This is a genomic window from uncultured Peptoniphilus sp. (assembly GCF_946998875.1).
Lineage (GTDB): Bacteria > Bacillota > Clostridia > Tissierellales > Peptoniphilaceae > Peptoniphilus_A.
Genome location: NZ_CAMQAY010000006.1, coordinates 43,201 through 59,723 on the forward strand (window position 1 = coordinate 43,201; position 16,523 = coordinate 59,723).

The window sequence follows — 16,523 nt, forward strand, 5'->3', positions numbered from 1 at the left end:
TTAACTATAAACTTGCTTTGCTACTTAGGTATTCTTTTTGGTTTTACAATTCATTCATTTTTATAATTAATAAACATTTCATAGGCACAAATCCTTTTTCATTGGCAAAAAAAGAGCAAGCTTTGAATAACGATCCCAAAAGTTAGGTTTAAAAACTAACTTAAGGAGGTCAGTTAAACTTGCCTGCTCTCATAATTTATAGAGACTTGTCTAAAAATTCTTTTACCTTTTCTATAAATTCAATGTAATTTACTTTTACATAATCTTTTTTATTGTAACTTGATATTAAATCGCCTGTTATAAATCCATTTTCTATAGTGGCTCTAACAGCCTTTTTTAATTTTACACCAAATTCTTCTAATTCTTTATTTCCATCAAGTTGGCCTCTCTTTTCAATACCAGACGCCCAAGTAAATATTAGGGCAACTGAGTTTGTTGAAGTGATTTCACCCTCTTGATATCTTCTGTAGTGATCAGTTACTGTTCCATGTGCCGCTTCATATAGGTAAGTTCCATTTCCAATTATTGATGATTCCATCAGTGATAGTGATCCATAAACTGCAGAAATCATATCACTCATTACATCGCCGTCATAATTTTTTAGAGCCCAAAGGATGTTGCCCTTTGATTTCATAATTTGTGCTATGGCATTATCGATTAAGTAATAATTGTAAACTAATCCATTCTTTTCAAATTCTTTTCTATATTCTTCAAAAGTTTCATTAAATATTTCTTTAAAAACTGAATCATAACCTGGAACTACTGTGTCCTTAGTTGAAAAAATTAAATTCATCTTTTTTTCAAGGGCATATTTAAAACACTCATGTGCAAAATATTTTATCGACTCAACTTTATTAAATTGAGTTAAAAATATTGCATCGTAATCTGGTTTATATGAATATTTATTTTCTCCATTAATTGAAACATTTAATTCTTCACCTTTTTTTAGGCTAAAAGATTTTGAAACATAAATATCTCCAAAGGAATGCCTTGCTATTGCTATTGGCTCCTTCCATGTAGGGATTAAAATGTCCAAACAATCAAAGGTAATAGGTTCTCTAAACATTACTCCGTCAAGATATGCTCTTATTGTAGCATTTGGCGATGGATAGATTTTTTTTAGGTTAAATTCTTTTACCCTGTCTTCGTTGGCTGTGATAGTAGCACACTTAACGCCTACCTTGTGTTTTTCTACAGCCTTTGCAGAATCAAGTGTAATCTCATCATCAGTGTCATTTCTATTTTCCATTGATAAATCATAGTAGTCAATTTTTAAATCAATGTAGGGTTCAAGTAATTCTTTTTTTATATCTTTCCAGATGACCCTAGTCATCTCATCTCCATCCATTTCGACTATTGGATTTTTCATTTTAATTTTTTCCAAAATATTCACCTCTTGTAAAAATTCTATCAAAACAACCCTTATAAAACTAATATTAAAAAACAAGTGTAGGTATAGAGTATACCTATATGTTTCCTTAGTTTTCTATTACTTTTTACTTTTAAAGATTTACCTTACTTTTCCCTTTATAAATTTTCCTTCTCCATCAAGGACTGCAAGTTATTCCATTCAAGTTTTGGGTTGTTATATTCCTAAAAAATTTTTATATCACTTTCTTCTAAAATTTCATGAACCTCATTTATATAAGGTTTATGAAAATCAACTACCTCCTCAAAATTTTTTCTTTTTTTTAAGATTTATTAGCTTATTTTGTGGCATAAGTTTCTTAAATCACTTATACTAATATCAAGGATTTAAGTGATTATTTTCTATTAATGCTCTTAAGTCTGGTAAAAATAATTATTTATCTAAATAAGGCAAATTTTAAGGAGAATTTAATGAAAAAATTTTGTAAAATCTTTTCTGTCATTTTGTTGTCGACAAGTCTTTTGATTCCAAGTTCAGTCCTGGCATCTGAAAGAAATGATAAAATTGATGCTTTAAAAAGTTCTGGCGTGGTGAAGGGTTATCCTGACGGAAGTCTTGGTCTAGAGAAAAACATTACTCGTGCAGAAATTGCTGTAGTCCTTTCACAAATAAAGGGCGTAAATGCAAAGTCCAGTGACAAGCAAATTTTTAAGGACCTAGGAAAAGATCATTGGGCTAGGTCCTATGTTGAAGCTGCCTGTCAAATAAAAAATCCTCAAGGCATTCCTGCCATTGCTGGCTATCCTGACGGAAGTTTTAAGCCTTCTAATAATATTACCTATGCTGAAATTTTAAAAATTTTAGTTGCTGCCAACAAAGCTGACTTGACAAGTTCTGATGTGGATAAAGCAACATGGCCATCTTCCTGGATAAATTGGGCAAATTCCATGGGAATTATCGGGCCAAATAGTGGCATCGGAAATATCAATCCCAATGATTATGCTCCTCGTGGCGATGTGTTTGTCATGATTTTTAATTCTTTATCAAATGAAGGCAAATCTTCACAGTTGAATTTCTTGGAAAATTCTAAAAAAAATGCAAAGGAAATAGAATTACCTGGATATATTGGCACAAATGCATCAGAAAACCCTAATCCTAATATAAATACTAATGCAAATAATAATACCGACATTAAGAAAACTGCGAGCAAAAGCAATCTTGAAATAATAAATTCCTTTAACAATGGCGAAAGTTTTAACCACGATAAATTTCATCAAGAGTTTTTAAGTCTGGTAAATGCAGACCGTCAAAAATTAGGTCTCAATCCTCTAAGCTGGGCTGATGACTTGGATAGAGGATGTACTATTCGTTCAGAAGAACTGGCAAAACATGGTTCCATTACTGTAAGTGGAAGGAGTCATGTCCGTTTAGATGGGCGCGAATGGGAAACGGCTATTGATTATCTAGAGCCGCAGATTAGTACAACTACTATTGGTGAAAATCTTGCTAATCTAGCTTATTCCTATACTGGTGATGATATGATGCCCGAGCTTAATAAAATATTGACTGATGAAAGGGCTATGGCAGAAAAGTTCTATACAAATTGGTGGAATTCTCCAGGTCATCGAGACAATATGATGGATCCCAACTATACTTGTCTAAGTGTTCAAATCAGGGCAAGCAATAATATAAGAAAGGGCGGCCTTGGTAAAAATAGTTACTTCATTGTTGGAACAACTCTTTTTAGGGGAGACTATAGGGACTATGGCAGGAAGAATGACTTTGACGACTTTGATGGCTTTGGAAATAGTAAATACTATATAGAATATTGATAAAAACCCCCAAGATTATGTTTAATATAATCTTTGGGGGTTGTTTTATTCTTTTTCACTTTTTAAAATTTCTCTTACTTTTTCCTTTAGCTCATCTAGGCTGTGTCTTTCTTCTTTAATGCAGGTCCTTGCTATGTTCTTGCATATTATGCACTTTCTCTCAGAAAGTCCCAGGCTTGATCTTGATATTTGTCTAAAGTCTCTGTCATAGATGTCGATGTCTAAGAGTCTTCCGCCAAGGTCTTCTTCTTCAAGCTCAATCATTTTTTCCTTTATAAATTTTCCTTCTCCATTAAGAACTGCAAGGTATTCCATTCCTGTTTTTAGGTTTTGATATTCTTCAAATATAATTTTTATTTCATTATCTTCTAAAATTTTTTGAATCTTATTTATATAAGAAATATGGAAATCCGCTGCCTCTTCAAAATTTTTTTCTTCGCCAGGAATATTTAGCATAAAGGATAGGACTGGCAAGTCATATTTTTCCGTTAAGGCTTTTATCTTGTAGTATCTCTTTTCCTTTGCTTCAAGCATTTCTCTCATGGCAATAATTTTAGAGTCTTTCATTTATAATCCTCTGCCCTTCCTCTGATTTTAGTGCCACAATTGTGGCTTCAGGCAAATACTTATAGGCTTCTTCAAAATTTCTTTCTTTTAAAAGTTTTCTAACATGTGATGCAGAAATTACTTGGTCGCCACTTTTTATCCTTGGAATTTCTATAAGCTCTACTCCATATTGTGGCAAGATTTTCTTCATTGTGTCGTTGTAATTTTTTGTCACAAGGTCCTTATCTTCTGTGCCTACAAATCTTTTTTTTATGTTTAGGGCTTTTACAAAGTATCTGCCAAAAATTTTTGTGTCAAGCTCTGAATAAGCCTTTAAAACTGTCTTCTCGTCCTTATAAAAGTATGTTGGAAAGGTGTTTTTTGAAATAATGTAGTCGTTGCCCCTGTGAAGAATTACATTGTCAAACTTAGAAACTTCTTCTGCCACGATTTTATAGCGAAATTCATAGGGAAAAGTTGAGCCATCTTCTTCCACCATAAAGATGTGGAGGAGGTCCGTCATTTTTCTCGCCTTCTCAATTAAGTAGAGGTGACCCTTGGTCATGGGGTTGGCGTTTATTACTATTGCTCCAGACTCCCTATCATCTTTCATGCTTTTTAAAATTTTATGAAGTTCTTCTATTTTATTGTCAAGGAGTGCCACATCTTCAGTCTCTTCCACAAGAGAAAAGCCGAAGTCCGAAAATATTTTTATATTTTTTGGCTTTGTGAATATAAAGAGGTGCCTTTCGTCTCTTTCATACTGGTAATCTATTAGCCTTGTTATTATTGCGTTAGTAATTCCCATGCCCTGGTAAGCCTCATCAATGGCAAAGCACTTTAATACTCTTCCAGCTGCTGAACCTGTGCCCACAATTTTGTCGCCATCAAAAGCAGCAATAGTGTAGTCCACATCCTTTTCGTAATTAATGTCAAAGTCCTTTAAAAATTTTTCAATTTTCTTTTTTTCGAATTTCATCACTTGTCTGTACTCAATCACAGTAATCCTCCAATAGATAAAAATAAAGACTTAAAATTAAAAAGTCGGCGCAGCCACCTGGGCTTAAGTTTCTCCTTTTAAAGTCATCATTTATTTTTTTTATTTCCATCATGCCCTCTGAAGTCTTGTAAAGTTTATTTTTCATGACATAGCTGGCGCGTTCTTTTAAAAATTCAAGTCCTTCCATGCCGCCCCTCTTTATAATATTTGAGTCCTCAATAAAGGTCATGTAATAATAAAGGGTGCCTGTAAGGGAGTAGTCAAAGTTCACTTCTTTTTCGGTCATTTTTAAAAATTCTAAACCAAGAAGGGCCTTTTTAAAGCCCTCTTCAGCCTCTTCTCTTATGCCCTTGACGCTATACTTTTTAAAATTTTCTTCGCCGTGACTTGTAGCATTATTTTTATTTAATTCACCAGTAATTCCTCTGTTCAAATAGGAAACCCTAGCAATAATTTTTTCAAAGGAAAAATTTTCTTTTTTTATTTCAATGGCAGTGGCATAGACCAAAAGTCCCAGAGAAAAAATAATTCCCTTGTGGGTGTTGGCACCACCTGTTGCCTTTTTCATCTTCTCTTCATAAATCACGCCAAATTTTCTGAGCTCCCTATAATCTTCGCCATCTGACTTTTCGCCAAGCTCATAGGCAATTTTAAAGTAGTCGTGAAGGACTAAAGCTGAATTTATAAAATCTATGTAATTCATGTCCACATGAGCGCCCTGATCTATTAGAGTGACAAGCCCAGGCTTTGGGCTCAGCGACACTTCATAGATGAGTGCATAGGTAGACAGTCTTGCAATAATATCTGAATTTATCATAAACCCTCCAATTTCATTATAATAAATAAAAAAAATTTCATCTACTCTTTATTTTTCTAGGGTCTACATCCTTCTTTTGATAAAATAATTTTTAAATTATAAATAAGCAAAACTTTTATACATGAAAAAACCGAGGTCGCCCTCGGTCTTAAATTATTCTATTTGGATTATTTATGAATATTCTAACTTCTACTTATCAACTTATTTTTTAATCTATCAAAAGATTATTTAATTTCAATCTTTTTGTTTTTCTTTTCTTCTATCTTTTTAGGAATTGTGATTTCTAGAATTCCTCCTTCAAGCTTTGCTGACATGTTTTCTTGGTCAACATCTTTGAAGAACATTCTTCTCATCATTTTTGAAGATTTTCTTTCTCTGTGAATATAATTCTTTTCTTTGTTTTCGTCATTAACTTCTTCGTTTTTTTCAGCTGAAATTGTAAGTTTTCCATCTTCAAAATCTACATCAATTTCATCTTTAGAAAATCCAGGAAGTTCAGCTTCAACTTTATAGTCCTTGTCTTCATCAATTACATCAACCTTAAAAGTAGCAGCTCTCATTGCCCTTTGAGGTGTGAAGTCGTCGTTAAAGAAAGAATCTATCATGTCATAAAAATCATCAAATCTTGTATCTCTCAAATAATTTTTTTCATATGGTTTAATACTCATTTAAAAACTCCCCTTTATATTTAAATTATTAGCAGCCGATTAACTCATCTGCTAACCATCTTTAGTATAGGCCATTGGTCAAAGAATGTCAATAGTGTTTTTGACTTTTTTTGACCTTTTTAAAAAATTTTTTAACTTTTTTGCAAAAGAAAAAAAGAGGGCGAACCCTCTTTCTCTTTAAGCTAATTTATTTTAAAATTGTGTGTCGTTATAATTAGCCTTAAATACATAGAAGTTTTGGTTTAAAGCTGTGATTATTTGCTCTTGATGTGCCTTGTCCTTTGTGTCAATGACTAGGCTAACTATCATGGAGTCAATTGTATCGCCAACTACATCTATATTTTGACCAATTTTAACTATGTTTGCTCCTTCTCTTTCAAGAAGTTTTGTCATGCGAGTCATTTCTCCTGGTTGGTCATTTAATTTGATCTTAAGTTCCATTCTTCTGTTAGTCTTGTAAAGACCCTTTTCAATAACTTTTGAAACTCTTGTTACATCAATGTTGCCGCCAGAAAGTACGCAACAAACTTTTTTGCCCTTGTGGTTAAATTTCTTATACATTAAGGCTGCTACAGTTGAAGCTGCTGCTCCTTCTGTTATAATTTTATTTTTTTCAAGAAGGGTAAGTATAGCTGATGAAATTTCTCCTTCAGTTACCAATACTATTTCATCTACATATTCCTTAACTATGTCAAAAGTAAGTTTTCCTGGAGTTTTTACTGCAATACCATCGGCAATAGTTGAGCCGCCTTTAACAGTTATAATTTTTCCTTCTTTAATAGATTCATACATGCTTGGAGAAATTTTTGTTTGAACTCCAATAATCTTTATATTAGGATTGATGCTCTTTGCTGCAAGGGCGATACCAGAAATAAGTCCACCGCCGCCAATTGGCACAACTATTATGTCTGTGTCAGGAAGTTTTTCCAAAATTTCAAGTCCAATAGTTCCTTGACCTGCAATAACTTTTTCGTCATCAAAAGGTGCTATAAAAGTTAAGCCTTCTTCCTTTGAAAGTTTTGCTGCATAAGCTGCTGCATCGTCAAAGGAATCCTTAACAAGTTCTACTTCTGCTCCATAATTTCTTGTTGCTTGAACCTTGGAAAGTGGTGCATGGTAAGGCATACAGATGATAGATCTTATTCCTCTTTCAGTTGCTGATTTTGCAACACCTTGAGCGTGGTTACCTGCAGAGCAAGCTACAACACCTTTTTCTGCTTCTTCGTCAGTAAGAGTGGCAATTTTGTTATAAGCTCCTCTTAGTTTAAAAGAGCCTGTGTCTTGCAAAACTTCTACTTTTAAGTAAACATCTTCTCCTAGGTTTGGGGCATAAACTACTGGCGTCTCTTTAATGTGACCCTTTAATCGTTCTTTTGCATCATAAATTTCTTTTACATCCATTTTATTCTCCTTCTTTCTTGTGATGGATTATGCTAACAAATTTATCATCTTCTAAAATTTTTCTAACCCTTTTTTCAAAATCCATTCGGCTCATCCAAATGATTCTTTCACAACCTAGGCACTTCAACTTTATGTCGGCGCCCTTTCTTACTATTTCCCATTTATTTTCGCCACAGGGGTGTCCTTTTTTTAGCGTAACGATGTCACCCAAGTTATAGTATAGCATCACTGTCCTCCCTTTGTATCAATTTATTTCTAATAATTGGCATTTTTATATTTTCTCTTTGCATAGTTTTTAAAATCTCTGCCCTTATTGCATATTCAATGTCATATTGGTTGCCCTGCCTTGTATAATAGACAAGACTCATCTTGTAGGCGTCCTTGTCATTTTCAGTAACTCCCCAAAAATTTGGTCCCAGGACCATGTCCTCGTGGTCCCTATATTTTTCTAGGGCTTCCTTTATTTTCTCACTTACAAAGGATGGGTCGCAAGAATTATCCACATAAAAATCAATTCTCGTCCTCACATTTGACCTTTCCTTATTGGAGACAATGGAGATATTGCTGTTGGGAATTATGTGAAGAATCTTATTGAAGTCGCGAATTTTTGTAACCCTAAGACCCACATCTTCCACTACACCTTCAATGTCTCCTATTTCAACTAAGTCTCCAACAGAATATTGGTCCTCAAAGATAATAAAAAATCCATTGATTAAATCCTTTACCAGGTTTTGCGCGCCAACACCTATTGCCAGTGAAAAGACACCTAGAGTTGCAAGTATAGGCGCAATGGAAATTTTAAAGACGCTCATAATTATTGTCAATCCAATAAAAATTAAAACAACTTTTAAAATTCTCTTTATTAAATTTGCAACTGTGACAATCCTGTTGTAGGAGCTCTTTTCTTTTATCTTTTCTGAATTTAATTGTCTATTAATAAAACCATCTATAATTTGTAAAATTATAAAAATTCCAATAATTATGGCTGCAACTACAGCAAACCTCTGCCAAGAGCCAAGACCTCCAAAGGTAGACTGAAGGGCCGCATCAGCTTCATTTGCAACAGCGCTTGTGTTTTTCTTTAAATTCACTTTACACCTCTTTATAAGTGGTTTCTATTTTATTTTCATCTTCTCTCACTGCATTTGAATTGACAACGGAATAAAGATTTAGCTCGCCATTTCTAAGGGCGCCAATTAAAAGTCCGTTGATTTTTATTTTGTCAAGAGAGTAGCCAAGTCTCGTGTAAAACTCTCCACGATTTCCTATTTCTCCACCAACATCGCTAGGTCCATAGACATAAATTGAGCCAGAGACATTTTCCATTTTGTTGACATTGGCTGCAATTATTTTTTTCTCGCCAGGCTTTAGAGCATAATCATACTTGGTGATAATGCCTGAGTGAAGAAGATAAGTGTCCCTTCCCTCCACTAAAACATCGGAGATATTGGGTATCTTCGCCTCATATTTTTTGCCTTCATCCATAAATCTATAAATGGACTTGTCTGTAAGGGCGAGGACAGACCTCTTGTCCTTTTTCACAAAGAAGACTATCTCGTGATTTAGGACCTGGCTCTTTTTATTTCCCTTGTGAAGAGAATAAAGAAGAGAAGAATAGCCACTGGCATCATTTTTTATCTCTGCAACAGAAAGATTTTTTGAATCTAAAATGTCGTGAGTTAAAATTTGATTTCCCGTCCTGTAAATTTCTGTGAGAGTAGAGTCATTGCCCATTAAGTATAAAATTTCATTTTTCTCGTCAATTACATGAAAAATAATATTTGCATTTTCATAGGAAATGTTAAAGACTTCGCCCTTGACATCTGTTGTAGAAAGAAGCTCGCCCATTTCAGAGTACATGTGGACCTTGCCCAAGTCCTTTTCATACAAAAAGGCGTAATTGTTGGCGAAAAATGCCTCAATATTTTCGTCTTCTCTCTGAATTTTTTTTATGATGTTGCCATCTCTATCTGTTATGTATAAAACAGGATCAGCCCACAAAAAAACTGACTTAGATGAAATGGAAAAGTCCTTTATGGGCTCATTGACACTTACACCCTTAAGTCTAACAATGGTTCTGTCCTTGGAAAAATTTTTGTGGTTAAAATATAAAAATCCAAAAAATATTAATAATAAAACTAAAATTATTGCGTGATTTTTCTTTAATTTCAAAATATCACTCCCGACTTAATTATAACATTTATAAAATTATTTTTGCATTTTTTTGCAATTAAAAAGAGATGCCTTAAACATCTCTTCCTTCTTTACTTTTTATTCAAAACCACTGCGCCTAGGAGCACAAAAATTAGTCCAAGTATTATATATATTGTGAGTTCTTCGCCAAGGACTAGGACAGATAAAATTGTTCCAAAAATCGGAATAAATAATTTGTATATGCCAAATTCACTTGCACTGTGCCTTTGAAGGACTGATGTCCAAATTGTAAAAGATGTGGCTGAAATAAAAGCTCCATAACACAGCATGAGGAAGAATTTTAAGCTAACATTTACAGGAGATTTGTGACTCAAAGCACCAATAATTATAAGTGGAGTGGCTCCAAGGAGAAATTGTGTGCCTGTCATTAAAAAGGAATTTTGATCTCTTCCATATTTTCTTATTAAAACTGATGCAAGGGCGTTAAGTGTTGTGGCGATTAAAATAAATCCTTCACCGGTAAGCTTAAAGTGAAAGTTCCCTGCATCCTTTAAGTTAATTATGATTATGCCAATAGAACCAATAATAAGGGCTGCAACTTTTCTCTTAGTGAATTTTTCATCGGCAATTAAAATTACAGAAATTATTACAGTTATAAAGGCATTTGATGCTTGGATTACTGCTGCAAGTGAGCCTAGCGTGTTGGAAAGACCGATGTAGTAGGTGCTGTACTGAAGTGTTGTCTGTATTAGGGCCAAAATTATTATAAATTTGTAATTTATTTTGTCCCTTTCAACTTTTTGTCTGTTAAAAATAAAAAAGTATATATAGGTCAAAAGCCCCGCCATAAAAAATCTTATGCCAGCAATAAAAATTTTTCCGCCAGGGTCATTTGGCAAAATCCCAGCTTCTATATAAGTGAGCTTTATGAGGGGAATGGCAGAACCCCAAAGGAGCATGGCCATAAGAGAAAAAATTATCGCCCATTTTTTTTCTTTAATTAAGTTCATCTTTACCTCTCAGTTTTCCTAAATAAAAAAGGAGGTTGCCCTCCTAATTTTATATTTTAAAGTTCTTCTATCTTTTTCTTAATATTTTCTGCTGTGAAGCCAAATCTTTCAAAGACTTCAGAGCCCTTGCCACTTGCACCAAAGGTATCTATGGAAATTGCCATGCCCTTTATGCCAATGTACTTGTGCCAGCCAAAGGATGAAAGTGCTTCAAGAGAAATTCTCTTTTCTATTTTTGAAGGTAATATTTTTTCCTTGTAATCAGAAGATTGCCCATCAAAAAGTTCCATAGAAGGCATTGAAACAACACGCACTCCCTTAAGTCCCTTTGCTGCTTCAAGAGCAAGAGAAACTTCAGATCCTGTTGCAATTACAATTTTTTCAAGCTCGCCCTCTTCTTCTTTTATAATGTAGGCGCCCTTCATAATGTCTCTTGATGAATTTTCAAGTTGTGGCAAGTTTTGTCTTGAAAGGGCAAGAACAACAGGTGTGTTCTTAGAATTAAAGGCAAGGTTAAGTGACGCTGCAGTCTCTCTTCCATCAGCTGGTCTCAAAACAATAATGCCAGGAATTGATCTTAGCATAGCCAAGTGCTCAATTGGTTCATGAGTTGGGCCATCTTCGCCAACTCCAATGGAGTCGTGAGTGAAGATGTAGACATTAGGCAAGTTCATTAGGGCAGCAAGTCTAATTGTTGGCTTTAGATAATCGCTAAATACTAAAAATGTTGCAGCATAAGTTTTTAGTCCGCCGTGAAGGAGGATTCCATTAGTAATGGCTCCCATGGCATTTTCGCGAACGCCAAAGGTTAAGTTTCTGCCAGATCTATTTTCCTTTGAAAAATATTCTTCGCCCTTTAACATAGTCTTATTTGATGGACCTAAGTCGGCAGAGCCGCCAAAGATATGGATGTTGTCTTTTGCAATTTTATTTAAAACTTCTCCAGATACGCTACGAGTTGCCATGTCCTTAGTGAAAGAATCGTAATAAGAATCTTCTAATAATTCCTTCTTTTCAGGATTAAAGGAAGCCTTGTAGTCCTCATATTCCTTTGGATATTTTTTAGCATACTCTTCTTCAATTTTTTTCTTTTCAGCAGCTTTTCTTGTATTTTCTTCTACAATTTTTTTGAAGTGATCTCTCACATCATCTGCCACATAAAAATCTTGGTCAGGAAGTTCAAAAAACTCACGAGTTGACTTTCTATTTTCCTTACCAAGAGGTTCGCCGTGAGCCTTTGCAGAGTCTTCTCTAGGTGAGCCGTAGCCAATTTTTGTCTTCACTTCTATTAGTGCTGGCCTTTCTGATTTTTTTGCCTCTTCAATTTTTTCATTTATTTCGTCTAAATTATTTCCATCACTAACTAGGAAAGTGTCCCAGCCAAGAGCTTCATATCTCTTTCTCACATCTTCAGAGAAGGCAAGGTCAGTTGAGCCTTCAATGGAAATTTTATTGGAATCGTAAAGGACAATTAATTTACTTAATTTTAAGGTGCCTGCAAGGGAAGATGCCTCGTTGGAAATTCCTTCCATTAAACAGCCATCGCCAACTAGGGCATAAGTATAGTGGTCTACAAGTTTTAAGTCATCTTTGTTGTAAAGGGCTGCAAGTTTTTCTTCTGCAAGGGCCATACCAACTGCCATGGAAACTCCTTGACCAAGGGGACCAGTAGTTGCCTCAACTCCCCTAGTGTGATTATACTCAGGATGACCTGGAGTCTTTGAGTCAAGTTGTCTAAAGTTTTTTAAATCATCAAGGCTTAGACCGTAATCAAATAGATAGAAAAGTGAATACAAAAGAGCAGACCCATGTCCTGCAGACAAGATAAATCTGTCCCTATTTTCCCAATCTAAGTCCTTAGAATCTCTCACTAAATGATTTTTAAAAAGTGCGTAAGCCATTGGGGCAGCACCTAGTGGAAGACCAGGGTGTCCTGAGTTTGCACTTTCAATTTGATCCACTGACAGCATTCTTATAGTATTAACTGCTTTATTTTCGATATTCAAAATTCCACTCCTCACTCAACTGAATTTTTATCTCTCATAACTGCTAACAAAAACTTTGGCAAATCAATTTGCCTCTTTAACCTAGATGGATTTTTTATAAGCCTGTAGAGCCACTCCAGCCCAAGCTTAATAAAAATCTCTGGTGCCCTATTTGCCCTGCCAGATAAAATGTCAAGGACGCCACCATTTCCAATAATAACTTTTGCCTTTAAATCATCTTTAAATTCGTCAATCCACTTTTCCTGACGGGGAAAGCCAAAACCGACAAAGATGATGTCAATGTCCTTTGAATTTATCTCTTCAATTATCTTTTTTTCTTCCGGCGAAGTTTCGCCATCTATCCTAGAATTGAAATAGCCATTGTGATAAGCTGCAACATGAAGATTTTTATACTTTTCATTGACGGACTTTGCGGCATCCTCTGCCACGCCTTCCTTGCCACCTAAAAAATATAAATTAAGTCCCATCTCATCTGCCAGCTCAAGAAGTTTAATAGAAGTATCAAAACCTGTGACCCTTTCTTTTAAAGGCTTCTTTCTCATCTTTGATGCGTAGATAAGACCAATGCCATCAGCCAAAATTAAATCGCCTGAATTAATTAAATGTCTAAGCTCCTCGTCTCTTTTAGCTGCCATGACAATCTCTGTGTTTGGCGTGTAAATTTTTTTAAGACCCTCTGTCTTTAAGAAGTCCCTTAAAATATTTTCACACTCTTTATTATCAATGTTAAAAATTTCAACTCCAAAAATTTTTATTTTTTCCATATATCTCTCCGCTAATAAGTTTATCACATAGAAAGTAGCATTTCTATTATTAATATTTTTTAAAGTTTAAATTTTTGCAAATATCTTTAGATTGCACTGACCCCCGAAATTTGGACCTAAAAATTCAACTTTTTGGGTGTCTTTTAATGGCAAAATATAGTTATGAATTTAAACGAAAGTTGGTAGATGGATATCTAAAAGGTAAAACAAGATATTGTCAGTTAGAGGAAAAGTATGGTGTTAACAATACTCAAATTATCAAATGGGTAAATAATTTCAAGGAATTTGGAGCTGAAGGTTTAAAACGTTCTAGAAATAATCGCGAGCATAGTGTAGAGTTTAAATTAGAAGCAATCACACGATACGAAACAACTGAACTCAGCTATCAACAACTTGCCCTAGAACTTGGTATCCACAATTATAGTCTCATTGCTAACTGGAGAAGGAAATATAAAGAGAATGGTATTGATGGTCTGCATTCCAAGGAAGTAGATAGACCAATGAAAGGTAAATCAAATAAAATTCAAGATTCTTCACATTTAAAGCAAAATATAATGAGCCTTGAAACACGTGAGCAATTAGAAAATCGTATAAAAGAGCTAGAAGCTGAAAACAGAAAATTGACCATTCAAAAAAATTCTGGGAACAGCTAAGGAGTTTGGAGAGGGAAGAAGCAATGAACAAAAGGCAAGGAACACATCCAAACACCGACAAGAATACCCGCTAGCAGAGATCCTTTCCGCAGTTGATTTTCCAAAATCAACATTTATGTATTGGCAGAAAAAATGGACCGAAGAAGATAAAGATAAATCTTTAAAAGATGAAATTCTTGATATTAGACTCAATAACAAAGACTATGGTCATCGTAGAATACGCCTGAAAATTAAAAATCGTGGGTGGCTTGTTAACAAAAAGAAATTGCAACGAATAGTGCAAGAATTAGGACTTCAGGTTCGCTCATATGGTAGAAAATACAAGAAGTACAATTCATATAAAGGAACTATTGGGAAAATTAAGAAAAATCGAATCAATCGTCAATTTGAAACCAACATCCCATATCAAAAAATCACTACAGACACCAAAGAATTTAAATATTATGTAGAAGATGAACAAGGGAAACTTCAAACAAAGAAACTCTATTTAGATCCATATCTAGATATTTTTAACATAGAAATCATTAGTTACACAATTTCAGATCAACCAATTGGAGAGACTATGTTAAAAGGTCTTGAAGAAGCTATTCAAAAAACAACTTCCTGCCCTTATCGACGGACCTTTCACTCGGATAGAGGCTGGGGCTATCAAATGAAGAATTATCAAGCCATATTGGTAGAAAATCACATTTATCAAAGCATGTCAAGAAAAGGAAACTGCTATGACAATGCTCCAATAGAAAACTTCTTTAGTATTCTCAAACGCGAAATTTATGATGGTTATGTCTATCGTAGTCGCAAGGAATTAAAGAAAGCTATCGAAGAATTTATCAGTTATTACAATGAAGATCGAATCAAAGAAAAATTAGGAGGTCTTGGTCCAAAACAATACCGTGAGCAAATGAAAGCAGCATAGAAAAATTTTATGTAAAACAAAATCGAGTAAGCATTTTGCTCACTCGATTAAGTCCAACTTTTTAGGGACACTCTACCTTCTATTTGAAAATTTTCATAAACTATTTATACAAGTATATTAATGAATTCACTTTCCTTCATACTCATTTTTTATTTCTTTTATTATATCTGTATCATCTAAAGTTGCTCCAATAAATCCTAAAATTGTTTTTGCACCATTTGTTATTGCTTTCTTCGAAGCATCAGATCCTACTAAATCAGCAAATTCTTTTGTATGCAAACTAATATCCTTGTGAGTAATAGCTACAGAAGGATGAAAAGCTGGACATCTGTAACTTACATTTCCAATATCTGATGAACCTGCTGCTTTTTCATGTTCACTATTTTCCATTCCATTTTCTTCCATTATTTTGGAAATTAAATTAGTACCAGTTGTATTATATTTCATGTCCATAAAAGGGTAACCATGTCTAGTAATATTAAATTTTGTCCTTGTTGCCTTAGCACTGCCTTCTATTACATCTTTCATCCATGGAACTAACGTATCTTCAACATATTTTGAATCATTAGACCTAAATGTATAAATACCACTAGCATACTCTGGTATTACGTTTGTTGCAACACCACCATTTGTTATATAACCTTCAATTATTGTTTCTGGCCTTACACATTTTCTCATTAAATCAAATCCATGGATTGCAAGCATTAGACCATCTAACGCTGAATTTCCTTCCCATGGGGATGCTGCTGCGTGAGCCGGTCTTCCAAAAAATTCTATTTTAAAAGTTTCAAAAGCCAATAATTTCCAATTAGGTCTATTGTTTGTATCTAAGTGTACCATTATTACATAGTCGTACTTGTCAAAGGCACCCCTATCAGCCATTGGAATTTTCAAACCTTCATTTTCTTCATCTGGCGTTCCTATAATATCTACATTGGCATTTATTAAATCTTCATTATGTTTAATAACTAAGGCAGATAAAACAGATATAGCACAGGAAGCTGAGTGTCCACAAGCGTGACCAACTCCTGGAAGAGCATCATATTCTGTTAAAATTCCAATTCTAATTTTAGAATCTTTTTTTTCTATAACTTTTCCTAAAAAAGCTGTTTCAATATCATAATAACTATCTTCTACTGCTATATCGTGTTTTGATAAAACTTCTTTTATTTTTTTTACAGATCCAAATTCTTGACCTGGTAACTCAGGATTATCGAATAAATATTTATTTAATGCAAAAGCTTCTTCTTTATACTCGTCAATATTTTCAATTAATCTCTTTTGTATGTTCATAATTAAATCTCCTATACATAGTTAATAATTATTGCAACCATTAATAATACTGATTGTGCTATTAATATTAATCCAAAAAGTGGAATAATAAATT

Annotated in this window: 16 protein-coding genes; 3 read left to right on the forward strand and 13 right to left on the reverse strand. The window is 34.1% G+C overall.

The features are described from left to right. Positions 1-196: 196 nt before the first annotated feature. Positions 197-1,384 (reverse strand): NADP-dependent isocitrate dehydrogenase, encoded by a 1,188-nt coding sequence (locus tag Q0U74_RS03570; protein ID WP_297392728.1) that lies wholly within the window; start codon positions 1,382-1,384, stop codon positions 197-199. Between the two features lie 455 nt (positions 1,385-1,839). Here Q0U74_RS03570 and Q0U74_RS03575 point away from each other — a divergent pair, with 455 nt between their 5' ends. Continuing rightward, a complete protein-coding gene (locus Q0U74_RS03575; protein WP_297392729.1) occupies positions 1,840-3,201 on the forward strand; it encodes an S-layer homology domain-containing protein in 1,362 nt (453 codons plus the stop codon). A gap of 45 nt (positions 3,202-3,246) precedes the next feature. Here Q0U74_RS03575 and citX read toward each other — a convergent pair whose 3' ends face one another. From citX to Q0U74_RS03630, 11 genes are all read right to left on the reverse strand, one after another. Continuing rightward, on the reverse strand, positions 3,247-3,768 hold the full coding sequence (gene citX, locus Q0U74_RS03580; RefSeq protein ID WP_297392730.1) for a citrate lyase holo-[acyl-carrier protein] synthase: 522 nt from the start codon (positions 3,766-3,768) through the stop codon (positions 3,247-3,249). Beyond that, positions 3,755-4,747: a [citrate (pro-3S)-lyase] ligase gene (gene citC, locus Q0U74_RS03585; protein ID WP_297392731.1), complete on the reverse strand. Its 993-nt coding sequence runs from the start codon at positions 4,745-4,747 to the stop codon at positions 3,755-3,757. Before citC ends, citX begins: the two co-directional genes overlap by 14 nt. Then, positions 4,740-5,564, reverse strand: coding sequence for a triphosphoribosyl-dephospho-CoA synthase (locus Q0U74_RS03590; RefSeq protein WP_297392732.1), 825 nt, complete (start codon positions 5,562-5,564; stop codon positions 4,740-4,742). Before Q0U74_RS03590 ends, citC begins: the two co-directional genes overlap by 8 nt. Positions 5,565-5,788: 224 nt before the next feature. Further along, positions 5,789-6,232 (reverse strand): Hsp20/alpha crystallin family protein, encoded by a 444-nt coding sequence (locus tag Q0U74_RS03595; RefSeq protein ID WP_297392733.1) that lies wholly within the window; start codon positions 6,230-6,232, stop codon positions 5,789-5,791. Positions 6,233-6,424: 192 nt separating this feature from the next. Then, complete coding sequence (gene ilvA / locus Q0U74_RS03600) at positions 6,425-7,633, reverse strand: threonine ammonia-lyase (RefSeq protein ID WP_297392734.1); 1,209 nt, start codon at positions 7,631-7,633, stop codon at positions 6,425-6,427. 1 nt (position 7,634) lies between these two features. Then, complete coding sequence (locus Q0U74_RS03605; RefSeq protein WP_019125222.1) at positions 7,635-7,859, reverse strand: DUF951 domain-containing protein; 225 nt, start codon at positions 7,857-7,859, stop codon at positions 7,635-7,637. Further along, positions 7,846-8,724, reverse strand: coding sequence for a mechanosensitive ion channel family protein (locus Q0U74_RS03610; protein WP_297392735.1), 879 nt, complete (start codon positions 8,722-8,724; stop codon positions 7,846-7,848). Before Q0U74_RS03610 ends, Q0U74_RS03605 begins: the two co-directional genes overlap by 14 nt. Position 8,725: 1 nt before the next feature. Continuing rightward, the gene (locus tag Q0U74_RS03615; protein WP_297392736.1) at positions 8,726-9,805 is read right to left on the reverse strand and encodes a hypothetical protein; all 1,080 of its coding nucleotides are present in this window, start codon (positions 9,803-9,805) and stop codon (positions 8,726-8,728) included. Between the two features lie 92 nt (positions 9,806-9,897). Beyond that, a complete protein-coding gene (locus Q0U74_RS03620; protein ID WP_297392737.1) occupies positions 9,898-10,797 on the reverse strand; it encodes a DMT family transporter in 900 nt (299 codons plus the stop codon). Between the two features lie 56 nt (positions 10,798-10,853). After that, positions 10,854-12,803, reverse strand: coding sequence for a transketolase (gene tkt, locus Q0U74_RS03625; RefSeq protein WP_297392738.1), 1,950 nt, complete (start codon positions 12,801-12,803; stop codon positions 10,854-10,856). Positions 12,804-12,814: 11 nt separating this feature from the next. Further along, the gene (locus Q0U74_RS03630; protein ID WP_297392739.1) at positions 12,815-13,567 is read right to left on the reverse strand and encodes a WecB/TagA/CpsF family glycosyltransferase; all 753 of its coding nucleotides are present in this window, start codon (positions 13,565-13,567) and stop codon (positions 12,815-12,817) included. Between the two features lie 146 nt (positions 13,568-13,713). On the opposite strand from Q0U74_RS03630, the gene Q0U74_RS03635 reads away from it, so the two are divergent. Next, positions 13,714-14,220: a helix-turn-helix domain-containing protein gene (locus tag Q0U74_RS03635; RefSeq protein ID WP_297392740.1), complete on the forward strand. Its 507-nt coding sequence runs from the start codon at positions 13,714-13,716 to the stop codon at positions 14,218-14,220. Further along, the gene (locus Q0U74_RS03640) at positions 14,207-15,136 is read left to right on the forward strand and encodes an IS3 family transposase (protein ID WP_297392744.1); all 930 of its coding nucleotides are present in this window, start codon (positions 14,207-14,209) and stop codon (positions 15,134-15,136) included. Before Q0U74_RS03635 ends, Q0U74_RS03640 begins: the two co-directional genes overlap by 14 nt. 126 nt (positions 15,137-15,262) lie before the next feature. On the opposite strand, the gene Q0U74_RS03645 is transcribed toward Q0U74_RS03640, so the two are convergent. After that, the gene (locus Q0U74_RS03645) at positions 15,263-16,429 is read right to left on the reverse strand and encodes an amidohydrolase (RefSeq protein ID WP_297392741.1); all 1,167 of its coding nucleotides are present in this window, start codon (positions 16,427-16,429) and stop codon (positions 15,263-15,265) included. Positions 16,430-16,523: the final 94 nt, after the last annotated feature.